Consider the following 22156-nt stretch of genomic DNA (forward strand, 5'->3'; position numbering starts at 1 on the left):
AAGGGCACTCCGAGGAGTGCCCTTTTTTCATCCCGGCTGCCCGACGATCACGAATTACTCAGCGTCCGGCTGCACGCCCGGCGCCGCGCGGGCAAACGCGTCCAGTTGCATCGCCTGATCGTAGATGCGCTGGATCGTCGGAAACTTCGCTGTGTCGACCTTGAAGCGCTGCGCGTTGAACACCTGCGGAATCAGACAGGTGTCGGCAATGGTCGGCGTATCGCCGAAACACAGCTTGCCGGTGCGTGAATCTGCCGCCAGATGTGTTTCCAACGTCGCGAAGCCGGCTTCCACCCAATGCCGGTACCAGGCGTCCTTGGCGTAATCGTCGACGCCCAACGTGTGCTTCAGATACTTCAGCACGCGCAGGTTGTTCAGCGGATGAATCTCGCACGCCACCTGCAACGCCAGCGCGCGCACATACGCACGATCTGCCGGCGCCTTGGGCAACAGCGGCGGCTCCGGGTGCATCTCTTCCAGATACTCGATGATCGCGAGCGACTGCGGCATCACTTCATTGCCGTCGACAAAGGTCGGCACGATCCCGTCCGCGTTCACCTTGCGGTATTCGGGCTTCAACTGCTCACCGCCGTCGCGCACGAGATGCACCGGCACGTAGTCGTACGGCAGATTCTTCACGTTCAGCGCAATGCGCACGCGATAAGACGCCGAGCTGCGGAAATAGCTGTAGAGCTTCATGTTGTCTGTCTCCCCCAACCGGCCATCAGACGACGCGCACGCTGAGCTCGCCGAGCCCGTCCACGCCACCCTTCATCAGATCGCCCTGCACCACTGCGCCGACGCCTTCCGGCGTGCCGGTGAAGATCAGATCGCCGGGTTGCAGTTCGAACAGCGTCGACAGATAAGCGATCGTCTCGGCCACCGACCAGATCAGTTGCGACACGTCGGAGTTCTGCTTTTCTTCGCCGTTCACCGACAACCAGATCGCGCCCTTGTCGACATGGCCGACCGTCGCCGCCGGATGAATCGGGCCGAGCGGCGCCGAGTGATCGAAGCCCTTCGCGGTATCCCACGGACGGCCCAGCTTCTTGGCTTCGGCCTGCAGATCGCGGCGCGTCATATCGAGACCGAGCGCGTAACCGTACACGTGATCCAGCGCGCTCTCGACTGGAATGTTCTTGCCGCCCTTGCCGATCGCCGCCACCATTTCCATCTCGAAGTGGACGTTTTTCGACAGCGACGGATAGGGAAACTCGCCGGTAGCACCGGGCGCGACGTACAGCACGGCATCGGCCGGCTTGGCGAAGAAGAACGGCGGTTCGCGGTCGGGATCATGTCCCATCTCGCGCGCGTGCGCCTCGTAATTGCGGCCCACACAGTAGATGCGACGCACCGCGAACTGCTCGCTGGACCCCACAACCGGCACCGCGACCACCGGTGCGGGTGCAAATACGTAACTCATCCCGTTCTCCGTTACTTGATGTGCGCCGCCTGTGCGGCGATAAAAACATCGAGTGTAACGCGCGACAAAGCGTCGCGCGCACCAGTCCGGCATGGACTGGCAAGGCCGGCGGCATGGGCGCGGGGCCTCGCCGGATCGCCATAGATGCGATACTCACACTCAGCAGCGTCCCTTGAATACCGTGGCAAACCGCTTTGAAGCGGTACGCCAACACGTCCCCTGCGCCCGATGACCGACTCCGCCGACACCGTCAATCCCTTCCCCTGCGCCCGCTTCATCAAGGAAATCGGCCGCGGCCCGAACGGCGCCCGCGCGCTGACCGCAGACGATACACGCGCGCTCTACACCGCCATGCTCGACGGTCGCGTGGCCGAGCTCGAACTCGGCGCGGTGCTGCTCGCGTACCGCGTGAAGGGCGAAACCGCCGACGAACTCGCCGCGATGCTGGCCGGCGCACATGCTTCTTTCGAGCCGGTTCATTTGCCGCACGGCACGTTCCGGCCCGTATCGATACCCAGCTACAACGGCGCGCGCAAGCAGCCGAATCTGGTGCCGCTGCTCGCCCTGCTGCTGGCGCGCGAAGGTGTGCCGGTGCTGGTGCATGGCGTCACCGAAGATCCGGGCCGGGTGACGAGTGCCGAAATCTTCACGCATCTGCAGATTCAGCACGCACGATCGCACGCCGATATCGAAGATGGTCTTGCCGAGCACCGCGTTGCGTTTGCTCCAATCGAGGTGCTCGCGCCGAAACTCGCACGCCTGCTTGCGCTGCGCCGGCGCATGGGCGTGCGCAACTCGACGCACACGCTCGTGAAAATCCTTCAGCCGTTCGCGCCCGCGGGTCTGCGCCTCGTGAACTACACGCACCCGCCGTATCGCGACAGCCTTACGCAACTGTTCAACACGCATCCGGACGCGGCCGCCGGCGGCGCGCTGCTTGCGCGCGGCACCGAAGGCGAAGCGGTGGCCGATACGCGTCGTCAGGTGCAGGTCGACTGGTTGCACGACGGTGTGTGCGAAACGCGCGTGCCGCACGAACGCTCGTCGCCCGACGCGCCGGAAGTGGACTTGCCCGAGGCCAAGGACGCGCCGACGACGGCCGCCTGGATCAGCGCCGTCTTGCGCGGCGAAGCACCCGTGCCGAGCGCGATTGAACGGCAGGTGGAACTGATCGTGGACGTCGCCAGAAAGCCCGTGTAATGGCCGCGCCGTAAGCGCTACGGCGCGCTTGCCGTCGCCGGCCGCGACCCACGCGGGTTGACACGCCGCAACGCGACGTCATACATTAGACCCATGCGTTCCCTTCCGAACACCCTCCGAATTACCTCCGGCCGCCTAGCGCGGCCCCTATCGCTACGCCTAGCGTAAATCAGGCGTAGCGCCGCGCGTTGGCAACTCAGGTTGCTCAAAGCGCGGGCTCTCCAGCAGTTCTGTTGTTCCTGTTGCACCCCCAAAGCGTAGTTCTTCACAACCTGTAGTCGTTTGCATTCGTCCGTTTACCGCGCGGACGAAGCGCGAGGATCAAATGCACGCCGCATGGGCTTTATCCACGTCCGTTTTCGCCGTCACGATGACGCCGTTCGTTCGCGCCCGTTCGTTGTTGCCGCTAGCCACCGGCTGGCGGACCGCGCATCCGTGGCAGTCCGCCAACCGCTCCCGGCCACACCCTTTCGCAGACGATCCAACGAACGAGGCTCACCATGTTGCAAAACCCCGCTGAAAAATACCGCCCTTTCCCGCCCGTACGTCTGACCGGCCGCAAATGGCCGAGCCGCACGATCGACCGGGCGCCGATCTGGATGAGCACCGATCTGCGCGACGGCAATCAGGCGCTGATCGAGCCGATGAACGCCGCGCAAAAGATCGAGTTCTTCGAGATGCTGGTCGCGATCGGTTTCAAGGAGATCGAGGTCGGCTACCCGTCGGCGTCGCAAACGGACTTCGATTTCGTCCGCAAGCTGATCGAGGAAAAGCGCATTCCCGACGACGTGACCATCGAGGTCTTCATGCCGTCGCGAGCGGAACTGATTGCGCGCACGTTCGAGGCGCTGGAAGGCGCGCCGCGCGCCATCGTGCACTTGTACAACGCGATTTGCCCGTCGTTTCGGCGGATCGTGTTCAATCAGTCGAAGACCGAGATCAAGGCGCTGGCAGTGCAGGGCGCGCAACTCATCAAGGACCATGCGCAGGCGCGTCCCGGCACGCACTGGACCTTCCAGTACTCGCCGGAAACGTTCAATACGACCGAATTGCCGTTTGCACGCGAGGTATGCGACGCGGTCGCGCAGACGTGGCGGCCCACGCGCGATCACAAAATGATCGTCAACCTGCCCGCGAGCGTGGAGGCGGCGACGCCGAACGTGTTCGCCGATCAGATCGAATGGATGCATCGCAATCTCGGCTATCGCGACAGCATCGTGCTGTCGGTGCATCCGCATAACGATCGCGGCACCGCGGTGGCCGCCGCGGAACTGGCGCTGCTGGCGGGCGCGGAGCGCGTCGAAGGCTGCCTGTTCGGCAGCGGCGAGCGCACCGGCAACGTCGATCTCGTTGCGCTGGCGATGAATCTGGATGCGCAAGGCGTCGATACGGGGCTCGATTTCCCCGATATGGAGGCGGTCCGGCTCGTGGCGGAGCGCTGCAATCAGTTGCCGGTGCATCCACGCCATCCGTATGCAGGCGAAGCGGTGATGCGGGCGAAGAACGCGGAGCGACAAGGCGTCGCGGCGCAAGCGCTCAAAGTGGCAGAAACCGGCGCGCCGGATCGTCGCGAATGGAGCGGTGTGGATCAGGAGAGCGTCGCCGCCTGAGAATCAGGCCGACGTGAGGCAAACCGACGCAAACACGATGCGCGAGCGCGCTACCCGCGCGCTCGCGTCAACCGGAGCGGCCCGCTCACAAGGCGCGGCCGGCTCGACAGAATGAGCTCACAAGGCTCACTCGATTGCGCAACGCGTGGCCTGCCAGGCAATCAGGCGCCAACGGCCGTCTTCCTGCGTATGAATCGCCGTGTAGGCGATCGGAAACAGCAGCGCCCCGTTGTTCGCCTCCATTTCGATCAGCGCGCGACCGGTTACCACGCAGATCTCGCGCCCGACCGGCAGCACCTCTTGCGACTGAATCTCGATCTGCCGATAGCGGCGGCGGCCCGTGGTAATCCCGTCGATGAACTGCCGTTTGGTTTCCCGCTTGCCGTTCGTGTGAACGTAGCTCACGTTGTCCGCAAGCAGGGCATCGAGCGATGGCCCGTCGCCGTCGACCATCGCCCGAAAGCGCTCTCGCTCGAGCTCGCGAACCGCTTCGATAATCTTTGCCGCCATCGCTCAGCCCCTTGCACCGGTGAGCCAACGTGGCCACGGTTGTCAGAAGTTGTATTGCAGATATAGCTGGTGGAAATTTATACCAGGATTCGGCTCTTTGATACCGCCATTGGAAACATGCTGGAAGCGGTAGCCCGCCTGGTACTGCTGGTGGCTGCCGAACTGCACGCCCACGCCGGCTGTTGGCGTAAATTGGAACGCCGTGGCATAGGTGTAGTCAGAAGAGATGCGGGCATGCGTAAGAAGGCGCGCGCCGACACCCGCTTCCACGAAGGGACGGATCGAGCCCGTGCCGCGAATGAAGCGGATAAACGGCGTTATGCCGAATTCGCCGATATCGCGGTGCTCGTCACTTTCATCGGTATGCCACCAGGCCACGTGCGCTTCGCCGATCAGCGCGAAGTGCCAGTCGCCAATTTGCCACCAGGTCAGATTGGGGTCCCACACCACCCCAAGGTCGAGCTTCCGGACGTGATGGTCGCCAAGACCGCCTGCAACCTGCACGCCCCACTGATCGGCCGAGGCCAAACCTGAAGCCCCTAAAATCAACGATCGGGCGAAGATTTTTAGAGTCAGACCACGCAAAGCATTCTTTTTGTTGTTCATCTAACACCCGGGTTCCGTGGAACGCTGAACTATCTGCAACTGTTTTGCGTATTCTAAGGTGAATCTCAATTTGGCGGATCGTATGAAGAAAGCTGACTTTCCGCAATAAGTCACTTCAAATTTGGCAAAAATCAGGTATTTATAACGATGTAGGCAATCTGTTAGGTAAATTCTACGTCCAGCACGGAGCCGGCCGAAGCGGTGTACCATGGCTATTGATTCGTGAATTTCAATAGGAATTTTCGGAACTTGGATGCCCCTACGCCCTCTAAGTATTAGCACTCGGCAATTCAGAGTGCTAACATCCAACGCTGGAGTCGTTACCTGAATAAGCTTTTGTCTGATTCCAAAGGAGTTTCTTACGTGAGCCATGCAATGACCCTTCCGAGTACTTTGAGCCCGTCGTCGGCTAAGGCCGCTTCGGCAGGTGCACTGGCGCTCTCGCATTCCTCGCTGCTGCCCGGTCAACTGGGCAATATCGACGCCTACATCCAGGCCGTAAATCGGATTCCGATGCTGACGCCGGCGGAAGAACGCCAGTTCGCCACCGAATTTCGCGAGCAGGACAACCTCGAGTCCGCGCGCCGTCTCGTCCTGTCGCACTTGCGGCTGGTCGTGTCGATCGCGCGCAACTATCTGGGTTATGGACTGCCGCACGCCGACCTGATCCAGGAAGGCAATATCGGCCTGATGAAGGCCGTGAAGCGCTTCGATCCGGAGCAGAACGTGCGCCTCGTGTCGTACGCCATGCACTGGATCAAGGCTGAGATCCACGAATACATTCTGCGCAACTGGCGGATGGTGAAGGTCGCCACCACCAAGGCGCAGCGCAAGCTGTTCTTCAATCTGCGCAGCCACAAGCAAGGGCTGGGCGCGTTCACGCCGGACCAGATCGACGATCTGGCCAAAGAGTTGAACGTGAAGCGCGAAGAAGTCTCCGAAATGGAAACGCGTCTGTCCGGTGGCGACATCGCGCTGGAAGGTCAGGTCGAAGACGGTGAAGAAGCGTACGCGCCGATCGCCTATCTGGCCGACTCGCATAGCGAACCGACCGCCGTGCTGGCTTCGCGTCAGCGCGACAAGCTGCAAAGCGACGGTATCGCGAGCGCGCTGGACGCCCTTGACGCCCGCAGCCGCCGCATCATCGAGGCACGCTGGCTGAAGGTGGAAGACGACGGTTCGGGTGGCTCCACGCTGCACGAACTGGCCGACGAATTCGGCGTGTCCGCCGAACGTATTCGCCAGATCGAGGCGAGCGCTATGAAGAAGATGCGCGGCGCGCTCACCGAATACGCTTAACGTTTGAAGATTGTCAGCATGCCGGTTCGTCCGGCGCGCGGCAGCACAGCCGTCAAGCCCCGCCCTCGCAAGACGGCGGGGCTTTTTTTCGCCCACGCCGCGGCTTATTCACGCACGCCCGCCTTCACTCAAGAGCATCCACAAGCGACACGCGTTTCTTGACGTATCACAAACCAGATAGCAATACTGGTTGAACGGGGCAAGTCTCGCGACCCAATGCCGCAGTTCCGAACTGTTGCGCGCGAGGTTCTACTCCTAGAATCGGGATGCACTCGCCCGACCGCTGACGCGGTCTGGCGCCAGCCGGATTCGCCGGTGTGAAGTTGCCTTCTACCGATCATGACCACAGCCCTCAATCGCAGCACCACCCGCCGCCGGAGCCTGCGCCAACGGTTCCATGGCTGGGTGCGCGGTCCGACGTTGGCGCGGGATATCGCCATCGTCCTCGCCATCAAATTCGTACTGCTGATGGCGCTCAAGTACACGTTCTTCAATCATCCGCAGGCGGAGCACATGTCGCTGCCGCCTGAGCAAGTCGCGCAGGCGCTGCTGTCCGTGCCTGCCTCGCATCCGTCCCAAGGTGATCCACATGCCCGTTAGCGAAGTCGTAGAACTGTCGCGCCTCCAGTTCGCCATCACCGCGCTTTACCACTTTCTGTTCGTCCCGCTCACGCTCGGCCTGTCCTGGCTGCTTGTCATCATGGAGTCGGTCTATGTGATGACCGGCAAGCAGATCTACAAAGACATGACCCAGTTCTGGGGCAAGCTGTTCGGCATCAACTTTGCGATGGGCGTGACCACCGGTCTCACGCTGGAATTTCAGTTCGGCACCAACTGGTCGTACTACTCGCACTATGTCGGCGACATTTTCGGCGTGCCGCTCGCGGTCGAAGGCCTGATGGCGTTCTTTCTCGAGTCGACCTTCGTCGGGCTGTTCTTCTTTGGCTGGAAGCGGCTCTCGAAGGTCCAGCATGTGTTCGTCACGTTTCTCGTCGCGCTCGGCTCGAACCTGTCGGCGCTGTGGATTCTGGTGGCCAATGGCTGGATGAACAATCCGGTCGGCGCGACCTTCAACTACCAGACCATGCGCATGGAGCTCGACAGCATCTTCTCCGTGCTGTTCAACCCGGTCGCACAGGTCAAGTTCGTGCATACCGTGTCGGCGGGATACGTGACCGCTTCGATGTTCGTGCTCGGCGTGTCGTCGTGGTATCTGCTCAAGCGCCGCGACACCGAATTCGCGTTGCGCTCGTTCGCGATTGCCGCCGGCTTCGGTTTGGCATCCACGTTATGTGTGATCGTGCTCGGCGACGAATCCGGCTACCGCACCGGCGAAGTTCAACAGGTCAAACTGGCCGCGATCGAATCCGAATGGGAAACCGCACCCGCACCGGCTCCCTTCACGATCATTGGGATTCCGAATCAGAAGGAAGAGCGCACCGATTACGCTATCAGGATTCCGTACGCGCTCGGCCTGATCGCTACCCGTTCGCTCGATGAACCCGTGGTGGGCCTGAAGGACTTGATGGCGCGCAACGAGGTGCGCATCAAGAACGGCATGCTGGCCTACGCCGCCCTGCAGAAGCTGAAACAAGGCGACGTTACCGACGAAGCCAAAGCCGCCTTCGACGCGCACAAGCAGGATCTCGGCTACGGTCTGATGCTCAAACAGTTCACCGCGAACGTCACCGACGCCACGCCGGATCAGATCGCCCAGGCCGCGAAGAAAACGATCCCGCCTGTAGCACCCGTGTTCTTCTCGTTCCGGCTGATGGTGGGCCTGGGCATTCTGTTCCTCGCCACCTTCGTGCTGGCGTTCTGGTTCTGCGCGCAGCGCTCGCTGTTGCTGGAGAAGCGCCGCTGGTTCCTGCGCTGGGCCGTATGGGCAATTCCGCTGCCCTGGCTCGCGGCGGAGTTCGGTTGGATCGTCGCTGAAGTGGGCCGTCAGCCGTGGACCATCGCGGGCATTCTGCCGACCAACCTGTCGGCCTCGAGCCTGACGCCGAATGACCTGTATCTGAGTATCGCGGGCTTCGTGGTGTTCTACACGGTGCTGTTCATCATCGAAATCATGCTGATGTTCAAGTACGCGCGGCTCGGTCCTTCGTCGCTGCATACGGGCCGCTATCACCACGAACAACAGCCGCTGAATCAGCCGCTGCCGACCAACACGGCCGCCTGATTCGCCGCCACTGAGTTTCAAGGGAAAAGATCATCATGGATTACGCAACCCTCAAACTGATCTGGTGGGTGCTGATCGGCGTGTTGCTGATCGGCTTCGCGCTCACCGACGGCTTCGACATGGGAGCGGCGATTTTGCTGCCATTCATCGGCAAGACCGACGCCGAGCGGCGCATCGTCGTGAACACGGTGGGCGCGACGTGGGAAGGCAATCAGGTCTGGCTCATCACGGCGGGCGGCGCGATGTTCGCCGCGTGGCCGCTGGTGTACGCGGCGTCGTTCTCCGGCTTCTATTTCGCCATGCTGCTGGTGCTGTTCGCGCTGTTCTTCCGGCCGGTCGGCTTCGACTATCGCAGCAAACGTGAAGATCCGCGCTGGCGTACGGCGTGGGACTGGGCGTTGTTCGTCGGCGGCTTCGTACCGGCACTGGTGTTCGGCGTCGCGTTCGGCAACCTGCTGCAAGGCGTGCCGTTCTCGTTCGATACCGACTTGCGCGTTACCTATCACGGCGGCTTCTTCGAATTGCTCAACCCGTTCGCGGTGTTGTGCGGCCTCGTCAGCGTATCGATGCTGGCCGCGCACGGCGCCGCCTTCGTCAAGATGAAAGCGGACGACATTGTCGCCGAGCGCGCTTCGCTGGCGCTTCGAATTGCCTCATTCGCGACCGTGGTGCTGTTCCTGATTGCCGGTGCGCTGATCGCCACGATGATCGGCGGTTACCAGGTGATCGACGCCCCGCCGCTCGACACGGTCGCCAATCCGTTGACGAAGAACGTGATCGGCGCACCCGGACTGTGGCTCACCAACTACGCGAACTATCCGTGGATGGTGGCCGCGCCGGTGGCCGGTCTCGCAGGCGGCGTGCTGGCCACGCTGCTCGCGCGCTCGCGCTTCGAGAAGAGCGCCTTTCTGTCGACCTCGCTGATGATCATCGGCGTAATCCTGACGGCGGGCTTCTCGATGTTTCCGTTCATCATGCCCTCCTCGCTCGACGGCCGCAGCAGCCTCACCGTGTGGGATTCGACTTCGAGCCGCATGACGCTGCAGATCATGCTGATCGCCGTGATCATTTTCCTGCCGATCATCCTGATCTACACGAGCTGGGTGTATCGCGTGATGCGCGGCAAGGTGACCGCCGCCGCGCTCGAAGAAAATCACCATACGATGTATTGACCGGCAAGACGCTTAACAGGAGTTTGCGATGTGGTATTTCAGTTGGATTCTCGGGATCGGCGTGGCGTTGGCGTTCGGCGTCATCAACGTGATGTGGCTGGAGTCGCGCCAGTCGGCGGCAACGAGTGCGCAGAAGAGACGCTAAGGCGGCATATGCCGGCTGAGATGGGCCGGTAAACGGGAAAGCGGGACCTTGAATGATTCAAGGTCCCGCTTTTTTTATCGCAGCTTAAGCGAATGCGAAGCGGCGCGAGCCGCTCCTTCGTCTAGCAATGCGTCATGCCGGCAAAGGCGTTGCACCGCCGCTTTGCGTCGTGCGAGCCGAAAGCTTTTCAGCGTAGCGTTGCGCCGCATCGCCGACGACGATATGGAACGTGTCCGCAGAAACCCATGCCGTATCGAGCGTCGCCAGACGTTGACGATCGACCGCCGACGGATCGCGCACGACGATACGCAAACGCGTCGCCGCGACCGCATCCAGTGACACCACGTTGCCCGCGCCGCCGAACACGGCGAGCCAGCGCAGCGGATCGGGATCGAGCGGGCCGCTGCCTTGCGCACCCGAAGCCCCAACCGGCGCAGCCGCCACAGCTTGCGCCACAGTAGCAGCCACCGGCTTAACCGCCTCACCACCACCCTGCGCGATCACCGTACGGATTTCATCCGCGATGATGTCCGCTTCCGGTCCGATGATCACCTGCACGTTGGTCGAGCCGCGCTTGAGCACGCCACGCGCGCCGATCGTCTTCAGCTCGCTTTCGGAGACCTTGTTCGAATCGACCACCGACAGACGCAGACGCGTCGTGCAAGCATCCACCACCGACAGATTCGACGCGCCGCCCAACGCAGCGATATAACGCTGCGCACGCGGCACAGCCGCACCGGCGACCGGCGATACGAAGCCACCCGCGGCAAACGAGTCGACCTGTTCGTCGGCAGCGGCGGGTTCGCGGCCCGGCGTCGCCATGTTGAACTTACGGATGAAGAAACGGAACAGACCGTAATACACCACCATGTAGACGAGGCCGATCGGAATCGCCCACCAGCCGCGAGTCGACAGACCGTAGTTCAACACGTAGTCGATTGCGCCGGCGGAGAACGTGAAGCCGAGGTGAATGCCGAGCGCCGAACAGATGGCGAGCGAGAGGCCCGTCAACAGCGCGTGAATCACGTACAGCACCGGTGCGAGGAACATGAAGCTGAATTCGATCGGTTCGGTCACGCCCGTCAGGAACGAGGTCAGTGCCATCGAGAACAGCAAACCGCCCACAACCGCGCGACGCTCCTTCGGTGCTTCATGGAACATCGCGAGACACGCAGCCGGCAGGCCGAACATCATGACCGGGAAGAAGCCCGTCATGAAGGTGCCCGCAGTCGGATCGCCCGCGAAGAAGCGATGCAGGTCGCCCGTCACCGCGGCGCCGCCCGGCGGCGTGAACGTGCCGAACACGAACCACGTCAGCGAATTGAGGATGTGATGCAAACCCGTGACCAGCAGCAGGCGGTTCAGCACGCCGAACACGAACGCGCCGAGTGCGCCCGCGGTAGTCAGCCAGTGGCCCGCCGTATCGATCACGGCTTGCACCGGTTGCCACACGTAGCCGAACGCTATGCCGAGCACGAGACAGACCACCCCCGTGACAATCGGCACGAAGCGTTTCCCTCCGAAGAACGCGAGGTAATCGGGCAGCTTGATGTCTTTGTACCTGTTGTACAGCAAGCCCGCGACGATACCCGCCACGATCCCGGACAACACGCCCATGTTGAGCTTGTCGTTGATGTCCTTCATCACCGCGACTTCGATCAGATAACCGATCGCGCCCGCCAGGCCCGCCACGCCGTTGTTGTCTTTCGCGAAACCGACCGCCACGCCGATTGCGAACAGCAGCGGCAGGTTGTCGAAGATCGCGCCGCCGGCGTCGGCGATCATCTTGATGTTGAACACATCGGGTTGGCCGAGGCGCAGCAGCAGGCCGGCAACCGGCAGCACCGCAATCGGCAGCATCAGCGCGCGTCCCAGGCGCTGAATCTTCATAAACGGATTCCCATCCATTGATACCTCCAATCCTTGTCTCTTTGTTGAACGCCGTTCTTGAACGGCGTCTTGAGTTTTGTAGCTATGAGTGATGATTGAGCGAAGCTGGCTGCGGACCGTGTGGGGTTCAGTCCAAAGGCCAGGTTTCGCGGCTTGCTGCTCTTACCGCCTGCGCCGATTCGAGCGCCAGGGCATCCTGGGCGCGTTGACGGCACAGCTGATAATCGAGGTTGCGCACCCGCGCCTTGATGCCCGGCACCGAGACCGGATCCACCGAAAGTTCGGTCACGCCGAGGCCGATGAGCAGCGGCGCGGCAAGCGGATCGCCCGCCAATGCGCCGCACACGCCGACCCATTTGCCGTGCTTGTTCGCGCCTTGCACGGTGGCTGCGATCAACCGCAGCACGGCCGGATGCAAGCCGTCCGCCTGGGCGGCGAGGTCGGCCTGACAACGGTCCATGGCGAGCGTGTATTGCGTCAGATCGTTGGTGCCGATCGAGAGGAAATCCGCGTGTTGCGACAGTTGATCGGCCAGCAACGCCGCCGACGGCACTTCGATCATCACGCCGACTTCGATCGGTTCCGTGCGGCCCAACTCGCGCGCGAATTCATCGATACGCTTGCGGATGCGGATCAATTCGCCGACGTCGGTCACCATCGGCAACAGGATGCGCACGGCGCCGAGCGGCTGCACCGCCAGCAGGCCGCGCAATTGATCGTCAAGTAGATCCGGGCGCACTTGCGCAAGGCGGATGCCGCGCAAGCCGAGCGCGGGATTCGGTTCGGGCGGCAGCGTCAGATAGTCGACTTCCTTGTCCGCGCCGACATCCAGCGTACGGATGATCGCGGTGCGGCCGCTCAATGCATCGACAATTGCCTGGTAGCTCTGACGATGTTCGTCCGTGGTCGGCGCGGCCGCGCGGTGAATGAACAGCAGTTCAGTGCGCAACAGGCCAACGGAATCGGCGCCGTTTTCGACGGCGGTTTTCGCGTCGTCGAGCGTGGCGATGTTCGCGGCGACTTCGATCGCGCGGCCATCGGCCGTGACTGCCGCTTGCTGCGAGGTGCGGCGGTTTGTTTCGCGGACATCGGCCAAACGCGTGCGCTCCAGACGCGCGCGTTCCACATCGAGTTCGGTCGGTGCGAATTCGAGGCGGCCAGTCGTGGCGTTCACCACCACTTGCGTGCCTTCGGGAATCGCATGCAGCGCGTCGCCGACTGCGACCAGCGCGGGAATGCCCGCCTGACGCGCGAGAATCGCGGCATGCGAGGTCGCGCCGCCGCGTGCCATCACCAAGGCGGTGACACGCGTACGATCCAGCGTCGACAGATCGGACGGCGTGAACTCTTCAGCCGCGAGCACGGCTTCTTCCGGCAGCGTGCGCGCCGCGGCGTTCGTGTAACCCAGCGCGCGCAGCACGCGCTTCTCGATGTCGCGCAGATCGGCGGCACGTTCCGCGAGCAACGCGTCTTCGATATTCGTCAGGATCGCTATCTGTGCGCGGATCGCTTCGCGCCACGCAAAGCCAGCGCTTTTGCCGAGGCTGATCAGATCGCGCGCCGCGTCGAGCAGCGTGGGATCTTCGAGCAGCACGCGATGCACGGAGAAAATACCCGCTTCGCCAACCGCGCCGCGCTGCGAGGCGTCACGCACCGTCGTGTCGAGGTCCGCATCGACGGTGGCAATCGCCTTGTCGAGCAAACGGCTTTCCGCTGCGGACGTGCCGGTCGCCTTTTCGGGCGGATCGATGTCCGCGTCGTCCCAACGCACCAGCTTGCCGACCGCGACGCCCGGCGCCGCGCAGACGCCGGCGAGCGTATTCGGTGCAAGGGTCTCGCCCGCCGGTCGAGCAACAGCTTGCGGCGCAGGCGAGCTTTGGCGCGCCGGTTTTTCTTCGATTTCGCCGTGCGCTTCGCGCGTCAGTTCGTTTGCAATCGCAGCCACAGCAGCCGCAGCTTGCGGACCGACGCCGAGCAACTCGATGGTCGCGCCTTCTCCAGCGCCGAGGCCAAGCAAACCGACCACGCTTTCGATCGCCGCTTTACGCCCTTCGTAACGCACTTCGACGCGTGCATCGAATCCACGTGCCGCTTCACGCGCACGCGCCGCCGGACGCGCATGCAGACCGCCTGCGTGGATCAGCGTGACTTGCTGACGCGCTTCTTCCGTCACGTTCGTGGCACTCAGTTGACGCGATGCTTCGGCCGCCGCGCCGTCGCGCGCGCGCAGCACCAGCAGCGGCGTTTCACCCGCCTTCAGCAAGCCGCCCTGCACACGTTCGACGATCTCGAACGCATCCGAATTGGCAATCGCGATCACCGACACGAGGCTCGGCGCATTCAGCGCGACCTGATCCTGATCGAACTCGATCAGCACGTCGCCGGCGCGCACTTGAGCGCCTTGAGCGACCATCGGCGCGAAACCCTTGCCGTTCAGTTCGACCGTATCGATACCGATATGCAGCAGAATCTCGGCGCCTTCGGCAGTGGCCAGCGTCACAGCGTGACCGGTGCGCGCCAGATGGGTGACCGTACCGTCGCACGGCGCGACGAGTCGGCCTTCGAGCGGATCGACGCCGATCCCGTCACCGAACATGCCGCCCGAAAACACAGGGTCGGGCACATTCGCGAGCGGCACGACCGGACCGGTCATGGGCGCGAGCAAAACAATATGGCCTTCAGAATGGCTCATCAAGCGGGACTCCTCGACACGTCGCATCTGATTTCTCGTCAGTGAGTTTCGGTGACTTTGTTGAGATGGCGCGGCGCATCGGGATTGCGTCCGCGCGCGGCGGCAAGGCCGGCGGCCATCACGTAAAAGGACAGGATCGCGGCGATCGGATCGAGCGCCGCATGAGCGGTGGTGGCGAGCGGCAGCGTGGCTTCGGGCACGTCGGCCGACGCCGCGAGCAGCACACGCGCACCGCGCGCCTTCATGTCGCGCGCGAGTTGCAGCAAGCCGGCCTGCTCGGGCCCACGCGGTGCGAAGACCAGCAGCGGATAGTCGCGATCGATCAGCTCCATCGGACCGTGACGCACTTCCGCGCTCGAAAACGCCTCGGCCTGAATGCCGGAGGTTTCCTTCAGCTTCAACGCGGCTTCCTGCGCGATGGCAAGACCCAGTCCGCGGCCGATCACGATCATGCGCTCGACGCCGCGCAATTCCTCCACGGCCGCCGACCAGTCGAGTTCACCCGCGGCACGCAGCGCTTCGGGCAGCGTCTTCAACGCGGCCAGCAGTTCGGCGTCCTTCTGCCAATGCGCGACGAGCTGCGCGGAGATCGACAGCATCGCGATATAGCTCTTGGTAGCCGCGACGCTCAATTCCGGACCGGCGACGAGCGGCAACTCGAATTCACACGCGTCGGCCAGGGGTGAGCCCGACACGTTCACGGCGGCGACGGTCAACGCGCCGGCTTTGCGCAGCGCTTCCATCGTGCCGACGAGGTCTGGGCTCTTGCCCGATTGCGAGAACGCCAGCGCGAGTTGGTCGCGCACTTGCAGTGGCGCCTGTTGCAGCGTGGCGACCGACATCGGCAGCGAGGCCACCGGCACGCCCAGGCGGCTCATCGTCAGGCTCGCGAAATAACTCGCCGCGTGATCCGAGCTGCCGCGCGCGACTGTCAGCGCGACATGGCGCGGCTGCTGTGCCAGCTTCGCCGCCAATGCCTCGACGCGCGAGGTATCCGTGAGTTGCGCGGCGACCGTTTCAGCGGACGCCAGCGCCTCTTTAAGCATATTCGACAATTGCTTCTCCTTCGACGTAAGTCGCGCTCAACGCCAGTTCACGGTCGAACACGACCACATCGGCCCATGCACCGCGCGCGATGCGGCCGCGGTCTTCAATGCCCAGGTAGTCGGCGGCGTAGCGCGACAAACGGTTCGATACATCGGCGATCGGCAAGCCGATCGACACAAGATTGCGCAGCGCCTGATCCATGGTCAGGGTGCTGCCGGCGAGCGTGCCATCGGCGAGACGCACGCCGCCGAGGCACTTCGTCACATGCTGGCTGCCGAGACGGTATTCACCGTCGGGCATGCCCGTGGCCGAGGTGCTGTCCGTGACCACATAGAGACGCGGAATCGCGCGCAACGCAGCGCGGATCGCCCCCGGATGGACGTGCAGCAGATCGGGAATGATTTCGGCGAACTCGGCGTGCGCGAGCGCCGCGCCGACGAGGCCGGGATTGCGATGGTGCAGCGGTGACATGGCGTTGAACAGATGCGTGAAGCCGCAGGCGCCATGCTTGAGCGCGGCGACGGCGTCGTCGTAGGTGCCGAGCGAGTGGCCCAGTTGCACGCGCACGCCGCGCGCCGCCATCTCGGAGATGATCTCCATATGGCCGGCAATTTCCGGTGCCAGCGTAACCACCCGAATCGGCGCGATGGACAGATACTTCAGCACTTCGTCCATGACTGCCGAGACCGCCGCGTCCGGTTGCGCGCCGAGCTTGCCGGGATTGATGTACGGCCCTTCCAGATGCACGCCGAGCACACGCGCGCCGCCGGGCGTGCGAATCCGCGCGTTGTTGCCCAGTTCCGCGACGACGGCCATCAGCTCGTCGCGCGGCGCGGTCATGGTGGTGGCGAGCAGGCTCGTCGTGCCGTAACGCGCATGCGTGCGCGTGATGGTTTCGACCGCATTGCCGCCTTCCATTACGTCGGAGCCGCCGCCGCCATGCACGTGCAGATCGATGAAGCCGGGCAGGATGTACGGCGCGTCGTTGGTCGACGGATCGACGCGTTCGCCGGTGAGCGCCGTGATGCGGCCGTTTTCGTATTCGAGCGTGCCGTGAATCCACCCATCGGTGGTGAGTATGTTTCCGGTCAGCATGAGTCTCTCTGGTGAGGCGTGATACGGGGTGTGACTGAATGGCGCTTTGTCTGCGCCGCGCTCGAAGTTGCAGGCTGCGCGCGCGGGCTCAGCCGGTCAGCTCAGGTGCGCAATTCAGCGACGAAGTCGTAGTAGTCATCGCGGCAATACGTATCGGTCAACTCGATTGCGCGCTGATCGGCGCTATAGCCGATACGGGTAATGACCAGCAGCGCCGAGCGCGGTTCGATGTCCATCAGCGAAGCGATCTCGCTCGACGCATTGACCGCGCGAAAGTGCTGCAACGCGCGCACCACGGCGGCACCGCGTTGTTCGAGATAGCTGTAAAGCGAATCGCCGACGGCATGCGGATCGGGCACGATCGCCGACGGCAGCGCCGAATGCTCGACCGCCATGACGATGCCGTCCGCGCGCCGCAGGCGCCGCAGACTCGTCACCGCCGCGCCGGGCGACAACCCGAGGTGCACCAGTTCGTCACGGTTGGCGGCGCGGATATCGCGCTCGAGCCACACCGAATCCGGCCGGAAACCGCGTTGCTGCATCTTCTTCGTGAAGCCCGTGAGCCGCGAAAGCGGATCTTCGACGCGCGGTGTGATGAAGCTGCCCGCGCCGCGAGCGCGCCGGATCAAACCTTGTTCGACCAGCAACTCGATCGCCTTGCGCGCCGTGATGCGCGACACGCCGATCGCGTCCGAGAGCGTACGCTCCGAGGGCAGCGCCTCACCCGCCGACCACACGCCGCAGTGGATCGCGGTTGCAAGATTGCGCGCGAGCTGCAAATAGAGCGGCGTGACGTTGCGGGCGTCAGGCATCAGTGCGGACCAGCGAGTTTCCATGGGGCTCCGGCGGCCTTCGCGAAAAGGTAGGCCTACGAAAAATGAGAGCCCATTATATAACCAACATAATACCAGTCAACCAACTGGTTCCATGCCGGTACGATCCGGTGCAAAGCCTTGCTGAATAAGGCTTAGAGGGGCGTGCGGAGGCGCCGGAGAGGGTTTTTTGGAGCTAGGATTTACCCGCATGGGGCTTCAGAAAGCCTGCTAACCGGCTCAAACAGGGTTTCAGCGCGCTGACATCCGCGAGACGATCGATACCTTTTTAATACCAGTGCCGGTCAGGCCTTTGTCGGCGTGGCTTTTGTAAAGGGGTGCGTTCCAATATAGTGCTGAGTAGCAAGCTATAAAAATCCCCTGGGAGCCGCATTTGACAGATTCCGAGACGCTGCGGCGTGCTCAGGCCGTCCGCCATTTCAACCGCTTCTATACCCGACACATTGGCGCGCTGCATGAGCATCTGGCAAAAAGCGCGTTCTCACTGACCGAAGTGCGCGTACTGCACGAGCTGTCCCGCGGATGTGCGCAAACGGCCTCGGTGCTCGGGCGTTCTCTCGGTCTCGACAGCGGTTATCTCAGCCGTTTGCTGACGAGCTTCGAACGACGCGATCTGATCACGCGCCGCCCGTCCGAGACGGATGCACGCCAGTCGCTGATCGCGCTCACGGATAGCGGCCATGCCGCGTATGCGCCGCTCGACAGCGCGGCGATCGAAGAAGTGTCGATCGTGCTTTCCGGCCTCACGGCCCTCTCCCAGGACCAGTTGATCGCCGCGATGAAGCTCATCGAGCGGCTGCTCGGCGACAAACCCAGTCACGAACTCGTGGTGCTCCGTCAGCCGCGTGCGGGCGAATGCGGCTGGCTCGTGCATCGGCAGGCGCAATGGTTCGCCGCGCAATACGATTGGGATCCGTCGTTCGAGGGATTGCTCGCGCGGGTCGTCGCCGATTACACGCAACGCAACGACCCGGTGCGGGAGATGTGCTGGGTCGCCGATCAGGACGGGATGGTGGTCGGCTCGGTGTGCATCGTCGGCGTATCGACGACGGTGGCGGGCGTGCGGCTCCTGTGGGTCGAGCCAGATGTGCAGCGTTTGGGGATCGGCACGCAGTTGCTGAACGAATGCGTGCGCTTTGCGAAGCGCGCGGGCTATACGAAGCTCACGCTGACGACGGCCGCCTCGCTCGAACAACCGCGCCGCCTGTGCGAGCGCGCGGGGTTCAGGCTTGCCGGCACGGTGGCTGAGCGCCGTTTCGGCAAGGACCTGACGGTCGAGCGATGGGAATTAGGCCTGTAGCAAACGTCGCTGCTTAGAACGACGGCACCACCGAACCTTTGAACTGCGTCTTGATGAACTGGCGCACGTCTTCCGACTGGTAAGCGGCAACCAGCTTCTTGACCCACGGCTTGTCCTTATCTTGCGTGCGCACGGCGATCAGGTTCGCGTACGGGCTATGCACGTCTTCGAGCGCGATCGCATCTTTGGTCGGTTGCAGGCCGGCGGCCAACGCAAAGTTCGTGTTGATCGCGGCGGCGTCGACGTCCGACAGCGAGCGCGGCAGTTGCGCGGCGTCGAGTTCGACCAGCTTGATCTTCTTCGGATTGTCGGCGACGTCGAGCGGCGTCGCGTTATTGCCGTTCGTGCCCGCGCCGGTCTTCAGCTTGATCACGCCTTGCGTTTGCAGCAACAGCAGCGCGCGATTTTCGTTCGACGGATCGTTCGGCACCGCGACCTTCGCGCCTTGCGGTAGATCCTTCAGCGACTTCAGCTTCTTCGAATAGATACCGAGCGGCGAGATGTACGTGAGGCCGGCGTTGACGATCTTGTAGCCGCGCTGCTTGATCTGGCTATCGAGGTACGGCTGGTGCTGGAAGCTGTTCGCATCGAGGTCGCCTGCGTCGAGCGCGGCGTTCGGCTGCACGTAGTCGTTGAATTCGACGACCTTCACGTTCAGGCCTTCGCGCTTCGCCACCTTGGTGACGACTTCCCAGATCTGCGCGTCCGGGCCGCCGATGGTGCCGACCTTGATGACTTTGTCGTCGGCGTGCGCACCGAAGCTGGTGAAGATTGCCGTAGTGGCGACGACTGCCGAGAGGGCTTTGAGGATGTTTCTGCGCTGCATGTGATTCTCGCTTGTTTCTAATCGACGGCTTGATCGATGACTCGATTAATGGCGCATCGATTTCTGATCGGTGTCAGATTCGGGTGGAAGCCGGCGGCAACATGGCGTGTGGCCCTGCGCCGTCAACTGGACCTGAAATGGTCTCATAGTCCCGGCGAGATGGGAAATATCACGATCGCATATGGTTATGCGCCTTGGACGGTGGGGACCGCGTGCATGTGAGAGGCGCGCGGTCGATGCAGCGGGGAGTCAGAAGGTGGTCCAGTCGTCGTCTGGCGCGGTGGCTTTTACTGCCTCGGTTGATGCGCGCGGCGTGGTCGCGGCGACAGGCTTGGCGCTCGTAACATGCGCGGAGGAAGCCGACGCTTGGGTCGAGGTCGACGTGGCGGACGTCCTGTTGGGTGCCGACAATTTCGGCTCCGCACGCGGCGATGCCGACGCAGAGTGCGACACCGTGCCGATTTCGCGCGCTGCGGTTGCGGTTGCATGCGCCGCCGCGACCCTTGCCGCCGCCACCGTCGCAGTCACTCTCCGCGCCGCGACGACCGCCGAACCAGGCGCGCTCCCTTCTGCGCCATTCACGCGAAACGCGCTCACTGTCTCGCGCAAACGCCCCGCCTGATCCTGCAAAGAAGCCGCCGCGGCCGCCGCCTGCTCGACCAGCGCCGCGTTCTGCTGCGTCACTTCGTCCATTTGCGTGACGGCGCGGCCGACCTGGGCAATGCCGCTGCTCTGCTCTTCGGATGCCGCCGCGATCTCGCCCATGATGTCCGTGACACGCCGCACGGCTTGCAGAATCTCGCCCATCGTCGCGCCGGCCTGCTGCACCAGGGTCGAGCCGTTGTGCACGCGTTCGACCGACGCGCCGATCAACTGCTTGATCTCCTTGGCCGCCGTCCCCGAGCGCTGTGCGAGGTTGCGCACCTCGCCCGCGACGACCGCGAAACCGCGGCCTTGCTCACCGGCGCGCGCCGCTTCGACGGCTGCGTTCAACGCAAGAATGTTGGTCTGAAACGCGATACCTTCGATCACGCCGATGATGTCCGCGATCTGCCGCGAGCTATCGTTGATCTCGCTCATCGTGCCGATCACACGGCTTACCACGTCGTTGCCGCGCGTCGCGATTTCGGACGCGTTATGCGCGAGCCCGCTTGCTTGCCGCGCGTTGTCGGCGTTCTGCTTGACCGTTGCGGTGAGTTCCTCCATGCTCGCCGCGGTTTCCTGCAACGAAGCCGCCTGTTGCTCGGTGCGCTGCGACAGATCGCCGTTGCCGGCCGCGATCTGCTGCGTCGCCGACGCAATGGATTCCGCCGAGCGACGAATCTCGCCGATGGTCTGCTGCAAGCGGTTCTGCATGTCATGCATGGCCGCCATCATGCTCGTCCTGTCCTGTGGACGAACGGCGACCACCTGCGTCAGGTCGCCTTGCGCGATACTCGCCGCGAGCCGCGCCGCCTGATCGGGTTCGCCGCCGAGGCTCGCGCGCACATTGCGGATGATCAGCAGCATCGCCAGCGAGATGATCGCGCCGATCACCAGCACCACGGCCAGGTGACCGAGCAGCGTCTCGTAGTACACCGTATCGATGTCCTTGACGAACACGCCGCTCGTGATGTTCCAGTCCCACGGCGCGAAACGCACCACGTAGCTGATTTTCGGCACCGCCGTTTCGCTGTGCGGCAAGCGTCCGCGATACTCCGCGAAACCGCGGCCGCTTGCCTTGGCCGCGTCGACGATTGCCACGTACAAGAGCTTGCCGTCCGGATCCTTGAAGTCGCCGACCGGCTTGCCGGTCATCTGCGGCAGCGTGGGATGCATGAGCACGACGGGCTTCGAATCCATCACGAACAGGTAGCCGGATTCGCCGTAGCGCATGGTCGCAAGACGGGCGAGCGCTTCGCGCCGTGCGTCGGCCTCGCTCAGCTTGCCGTTCTGCGCGAGCGCGTAATAACCGTTCACGATACCTTGCGCGGCGTCGACCAGGTTCACCATGCCCGCCTTGCGCTCGGCCAGCATCGTGCTGCGCGTTTCGACCGCGCTCCACAGCCCGACGCCCAGCAGCCCCAGCCAGACGAGCGCGAGCGACAGCCACAGTTTGCGATTCAAACTCATCCTGCTCATTGTTGTGGTCTCTCTCGTGTAATTCATGTTCCGTTCGCAGTCGCAAGAGGGCGATTGCATATCGCGCGCAAACGATTGCTATCGATATAACGGCATGGCAAACGGGCAACTTGAGAGACGCTGCGAGGAGCCGGCGGGCGCGACGCGCGGCATGCGTGCGGATTGAATGCGCGCATCGGATCGGTCTCTGCACGATAATTGGAGA

18 protein-coding genes and 1 pseudogene are annotated in these 22156 nt (G+C 63.2%); 8 read left to right on the forward strand and 11 right to left on the reverse strand.

Annotated features, from left to right (window positions below):
* Positions 1 to 54 precede the first annotated feature (54 nt).
* Positions 55 to 699, reverse strand: coding sequence for a maleylacetoacetate isomerase (maiA, locus tag B0G73_RS15430; RefSeq protein WP_106282137.1), 645 nt, complete (start codon positions 697 to 699; stop codon positions 55 to 57).
* A 25-nt stretch (positions 700 to 724) separates the two neighbouring features.
* Positions 725 to 1423, reverse strand: coding sequence for a fumarylacetoacetate hydrolase family protein (locus B0G73_RS15435; RefSeq protein ID WP_106282139.1), 699 nt, complete (start codon positions 1421 to 1423; stop codon positions 725 to 727).
* A 228-nt stretch (positions 1424 to 1651) separates the two neighbouring features.
* Between B0G73_RS15435 and ybiB the strand changes: the two genes are divergently transcribed.
* Positions 1652 to 2623, forward strand: a complete 972-nt coding sequence (gene ybiB, locus B0G73_RS15440; protein WP_106282141.1) for a DNA-binding protein YbiB — start codon at positions 1652 to 1654, stop codon at positions 2621 to 2623.
* A 500-nt stretch (positions 2624 to 3123) separates the two neighbouring features.
* A pseudogene (locus tag B0G73_RS15445) lies at positions 3124 to 4155 on the forward strand (2-isopropylmalate synthase); the annotation flags it as partial.
* Between the two features lie 204 nt (positions 4156 to 4359).
* Here B0G73_RS15445 and B0G73_RS15450 read toward each other — a convergent pair.
* Both B0G73_RS15450 and B0G73_RS15455 read right to left on the reverse strand, forming a co-directional pair.
* Positions 4360 to 4743, reverse strand: a complete 384-nt coding sequence (locus B0G73_RS15450; protein WP_106282145.1) for a nuclear transport factor 2 family protein — start codon at positions 4741 to 4743, stop codon at positions 4360 to 4362.
* A gap of 42 nt (positions 4744 to 4785) precedes the next feature.
* Positions 4786 to 5349, reverse strand: coding sequence for an acyloxyacyl hydrolase (locus B0G73_RS15455; RefSeq protein ID WP_106282147.1), 564 nt, complete (start codon positions 5347 to 5349; stop codon positions 4786 to 4788).
* Positions 5350 to 5712: 363 nt separating this feature from the next.
* Between B0G73_RS15455 and rpoH the strand changes: the two genes are divergently transcribed.
* The 5 genes from rpoH to cydX all read left to right on the forward strand — a co-directional run bounded on the left by rpoH (position 5713) and on the right by cydX (position 10147).
* Positions 5713 to 6648, forward strand: coding sequence for an RNA polymerase sigma factor RpoH (gene rpoH, locus B0G73_RS15460; RefSeq protein WP_106282149.1), 936 nt, complete (start codon positions 5713 to 5715; stop codon positions 6646 to 6648).
* 339 nt (positions 6649 to 6987) lie between these two features.
* Complete coding sequence (gene cydP, locus B0G73_RS15465; protein WP_106282151.1) at positions 6988 to 7248, forward strand: cytochrome oxidase putative small subunit CydP; 261 nt, start codon at positions 6988 to 6990, stop codon at positions 7246 to 7248.
* On the forward strand, positions 7238 to 8830 hold the full coding sequence (locus B0G73_RS15470) for a cytochrome ubiquinol oxidase subunit I (RefSeq protein ID WP_106282153.1): 1593 nt from the start codon (positions 7238 to 7240) through the stop codon (positions 8828 to 8830). Before cydP ends, B0G73_RS15470 begins: the two co-directional genes overlap by 11 nt.
* A 35-nt stretch (positions 8831 to 8865) precedes the next feature.
* The gene (gene cydB / locus B0G73_RS15475; protein WP_106282155.1) at positions 8866 to 10002 is read left to right on the forward strand and encodes a cytochrome d ubiquinol oxidase subunit II; all 1137 of its coding nucleotides are present in this window, start codon (positions 8866 to 8868) and stop codon (positions 10000 to 10002) included.
* A gap of 28 nt (positions 10003 to 10030) precedes the next feature.
* Positions 10031 to 10147, forward strand: a complete 117-nt coding sequence (gene cydX / locus B0G73_RS15480; RefSeq protein WP_106282157.1) for a cytochrome bd-I oxidase subunit CydX — start codon at positions 10031 to 10033, stop codon at positions 10145 to 10147.
* 132 nt (positions 10148 to 10279) lie between these two features.
* Here the strand turns inward: cydX and nagE are convergent, their stop codons facing one another.
* The 5 genes from nagE to B0G73_RS15505 form a co-directional block, all read right to left on the reverse strand.
* Entirely contained in the window at positions 10280 to 12055 is a 1776-nt protein-coding gene (nagE, locus tag B0G73_RS15485; protein WP_106282159.1) for an N-acetylglucosamine-specific PTS transporter subunit IIBC, read from the reverse strand.
* Positions 12056 to 12164: 109 nt separating this feature from the next.
* Positions 12165 to 14729, reverse strand: coding sequence for a phosphoenolpyruvate--protein phosphotransferase (gene ptsP, locus B0G73_RS15490; protein ID WP_181196558.1), 2565 nt, complete (start codon positions 14727 to 14729; stop codon positions 12165 to 12167).
* Between the two features lie 38 nt (positions 14730 to 14767).
* The gene (locus B0G73_RS15495) at positions 14768 to 15775 is read right to left on the reverse strand and encodes an SIS domain-containing protein (protein WP_106282164.1); all 1008 of its coding nucleotides are present in this window, start codon (positions 15773 to 15775) and stop codon (positions 14768 to 14770) included.
* Positions 15768 to 16871, reverse strand: coding sequence for an N-acetylglucosamine-6-phosphate deacetylase (gene nagA / locus B0G73_RS15500; protein WP_106282166.1), 1104 nt, complete (start codon positions 16869 to 16871; stop codon positions 15768 to 15770). Before nagA ends, B0G73_RS15495 begins: the two co-directional genes overlap by 8 nt.
* A gap of 101 nt (positions 16872 to 16972) precedes the next feature.
* On the reverse strand, positions 16973 to 17707 hold the full coding sequence (locus B0G73_RS15505) for a GntR family transcriptional regulator (RefSeq protein WP_106282168.1): 735 nt from the start codon (positions 17705 to 17707) through the stop codon (positions 16973 to 16975).
* A gap of 370 nt (positions 17708 to 18077) precedes the next feature.
* Between B0G73_RS15505 and B0G73_RS15510 the strand changes: the two genes are divergently transcribed.
* Positions 18078 to 19004, forward strand: coding sequence for a helix-turn-helix domain-containing GNAT family N-acetyltransferase (locus B0G73_RS15510; RefSeq protein ID WP_106282170.1), 927 nt, complete (start codon positions 18078 to 18080; stop codon positions 19002 to 19004).
* A gap of 13 nt (positions 19005 to 19017) precedes the next feature.
* Here B0G73_RS15510 and B0G73_RS15515 read toward each other — a convergent pair whose 3' ends face one another.
* The gene (locus tag B0G73_RS15515; RefSeq protein WP_106282172.1) at positions 19018 to 19830 is read right to left on the reverse strand and encodes a MetQ/NlpA family ABC transporter substrate-binding protein; all 813 of its coding nucleotides are present in this window, start codon (positions 19828 to 19830) and stop codon (positions 19018 to 19020) included.
* A 249-nt stretch (positions 19831 to 20079) separates the two neighbouring features.
* On the reverse strand, positions 20080 to 21942 hold the full coding sequence (locus B0G73_RS15520; RefSeq protein ID WP_374957010.1) for a methyl-accepting chemotaxis protein: 1863 nt from the start codon (positions 21940 to 21942) through the stop codon (positions 20080 to 20082).
* Between the last annotated feature and the right edge of the window lie 214 nt (positions 21943 to 22156).

The sequence above is a fragment of the Paraburkholderia sp. BL25I1N1 genome, from assembly GCF_003002025.1.
Lineage (GTDB): Bacteria > Pseudomonadota > Gammaproteobacteria > Burkholderiales > Burkholderiaceae > Paraburkholderia.

What these genes read in the sequence shown, in the direction of transcription:
- nagE (WP_106282159.1), bottom strand. Translation starts at nt 12,055, where the DNA reads ATGGATGGGAATCCGTTTATGAAGATTCAGCGCCTGGGACGCGCGCTG.
- B0G73_RS15505 (WP_106282168.1), bottom strand. Translation starts at nt 17,707, where the DNA reads ATGGAAACTCGCTGGTCCGCACTGATGCCTGACGCCCGCAACGTCACG.
- B0G73_RS15515 (WP_106282172.1), bottom strand. Translation starts at nt 19,830, where the DNA reads ATGCAGCGCAGAAACATCCTCAAAGCCCTCTCGGCAGTCGTCGCCACT.
- cydP (WP_106282151.1), top strand. Translation starts at nt 6,988, where the DNA reads ATGACCACAGCCCTCAATCGCAGCACCACCCGCCGCCGGAGCCTGCGC.
- B0G73_RS15520 (WP_374957010.1), bottom strand. Translation starts at nt 21,942, where the DNA reads ATGAGTTTGAATCGCAAACTGTGGCTGTCGCTCGCGCTCGTCTGGCTG.
- B0G73_RS15495 (WP_106282164.1), bottom strand. Translation starts at nt 15,775, where the DNA reads ATGCTTAAAGAGGCGCTGGCGTCCGCTGAAACGGTCGCCGCGCAACTC.
- nagA (WP_106282166.1), bottom strand. Translation starts at nt 16,871, where the DNA reads ATGCTGACCGGAAACATACTCACCACCGATGGGTGGATTCACGGCACG.
- ybiB (WP_106282141.1), top strand. Translation starts at nt 1,652, where the DNA reads ATGACCGACTCCGCCGACACCGTCAATCCCTTCCCCTGCGCCCGCTTC.
- cydB (WP_106282155.1), top strand. Translation starts at nt 8,866, where the DNA reads ATGGATTACGCAACCCTCAAACTGATCTGGTGGGTGCTGATCGGCGTG.
- cydX (WP_106282157.1), top strand. Translation starts at nt 10,031, where the DNA reads ATGTGGTATTTCAGTTGGATTCTCGGGATCGGCGTGGCGTTGGCGTTC.
- B0G73_RS15435 (WP_106282139.1), bottom strand. Translation starts at nt 1,423, where the DNA reads ATGAGTTACGTATTTGCACCCGCACCGGTGGTCGCGGTGCCGGTTGTG.
- maiA (WP_106282137.1), bottom strand. Translation starts at nt 699, where the DNA reads ATGAAGCTCTACAGCTATTTCCGCAGCTCGGCGTCTTATCGCGTGCGC.
- B0G73_RS15455 (WP_106282147.1), bottom strand. Translation starts at nt 5,349, where the DNA reads ATGAACAACAAAAAGAATGCTTTGCGTGGTCTGACTCTAAAAATCTTC.
- B0G73_RS15470 (WP_106282153.1), top strand. Translation starts at nt 7,238, where the DNA reads ATGCCCGTTAGCGAAGTCGTAGAACTGTCGCGCCTCCAGTTCGCCATC.
- ptsP (WP_181196558.1), bottom strand. Translation starts at nt 14,729, where the DNA reads ATGAGCCATTCTGAAGGCCATATTGTTTTGCTCGCGCCCATGACCGGT.
- B0G73_RS15450 (WP_106282145.1), bottom strand. Translation starts at nt 4,743, where the DNA reads ATGGCGGCAAAGATTATCGAAGCGGTTCGCGAGCTCGAGCGAGAGCGC.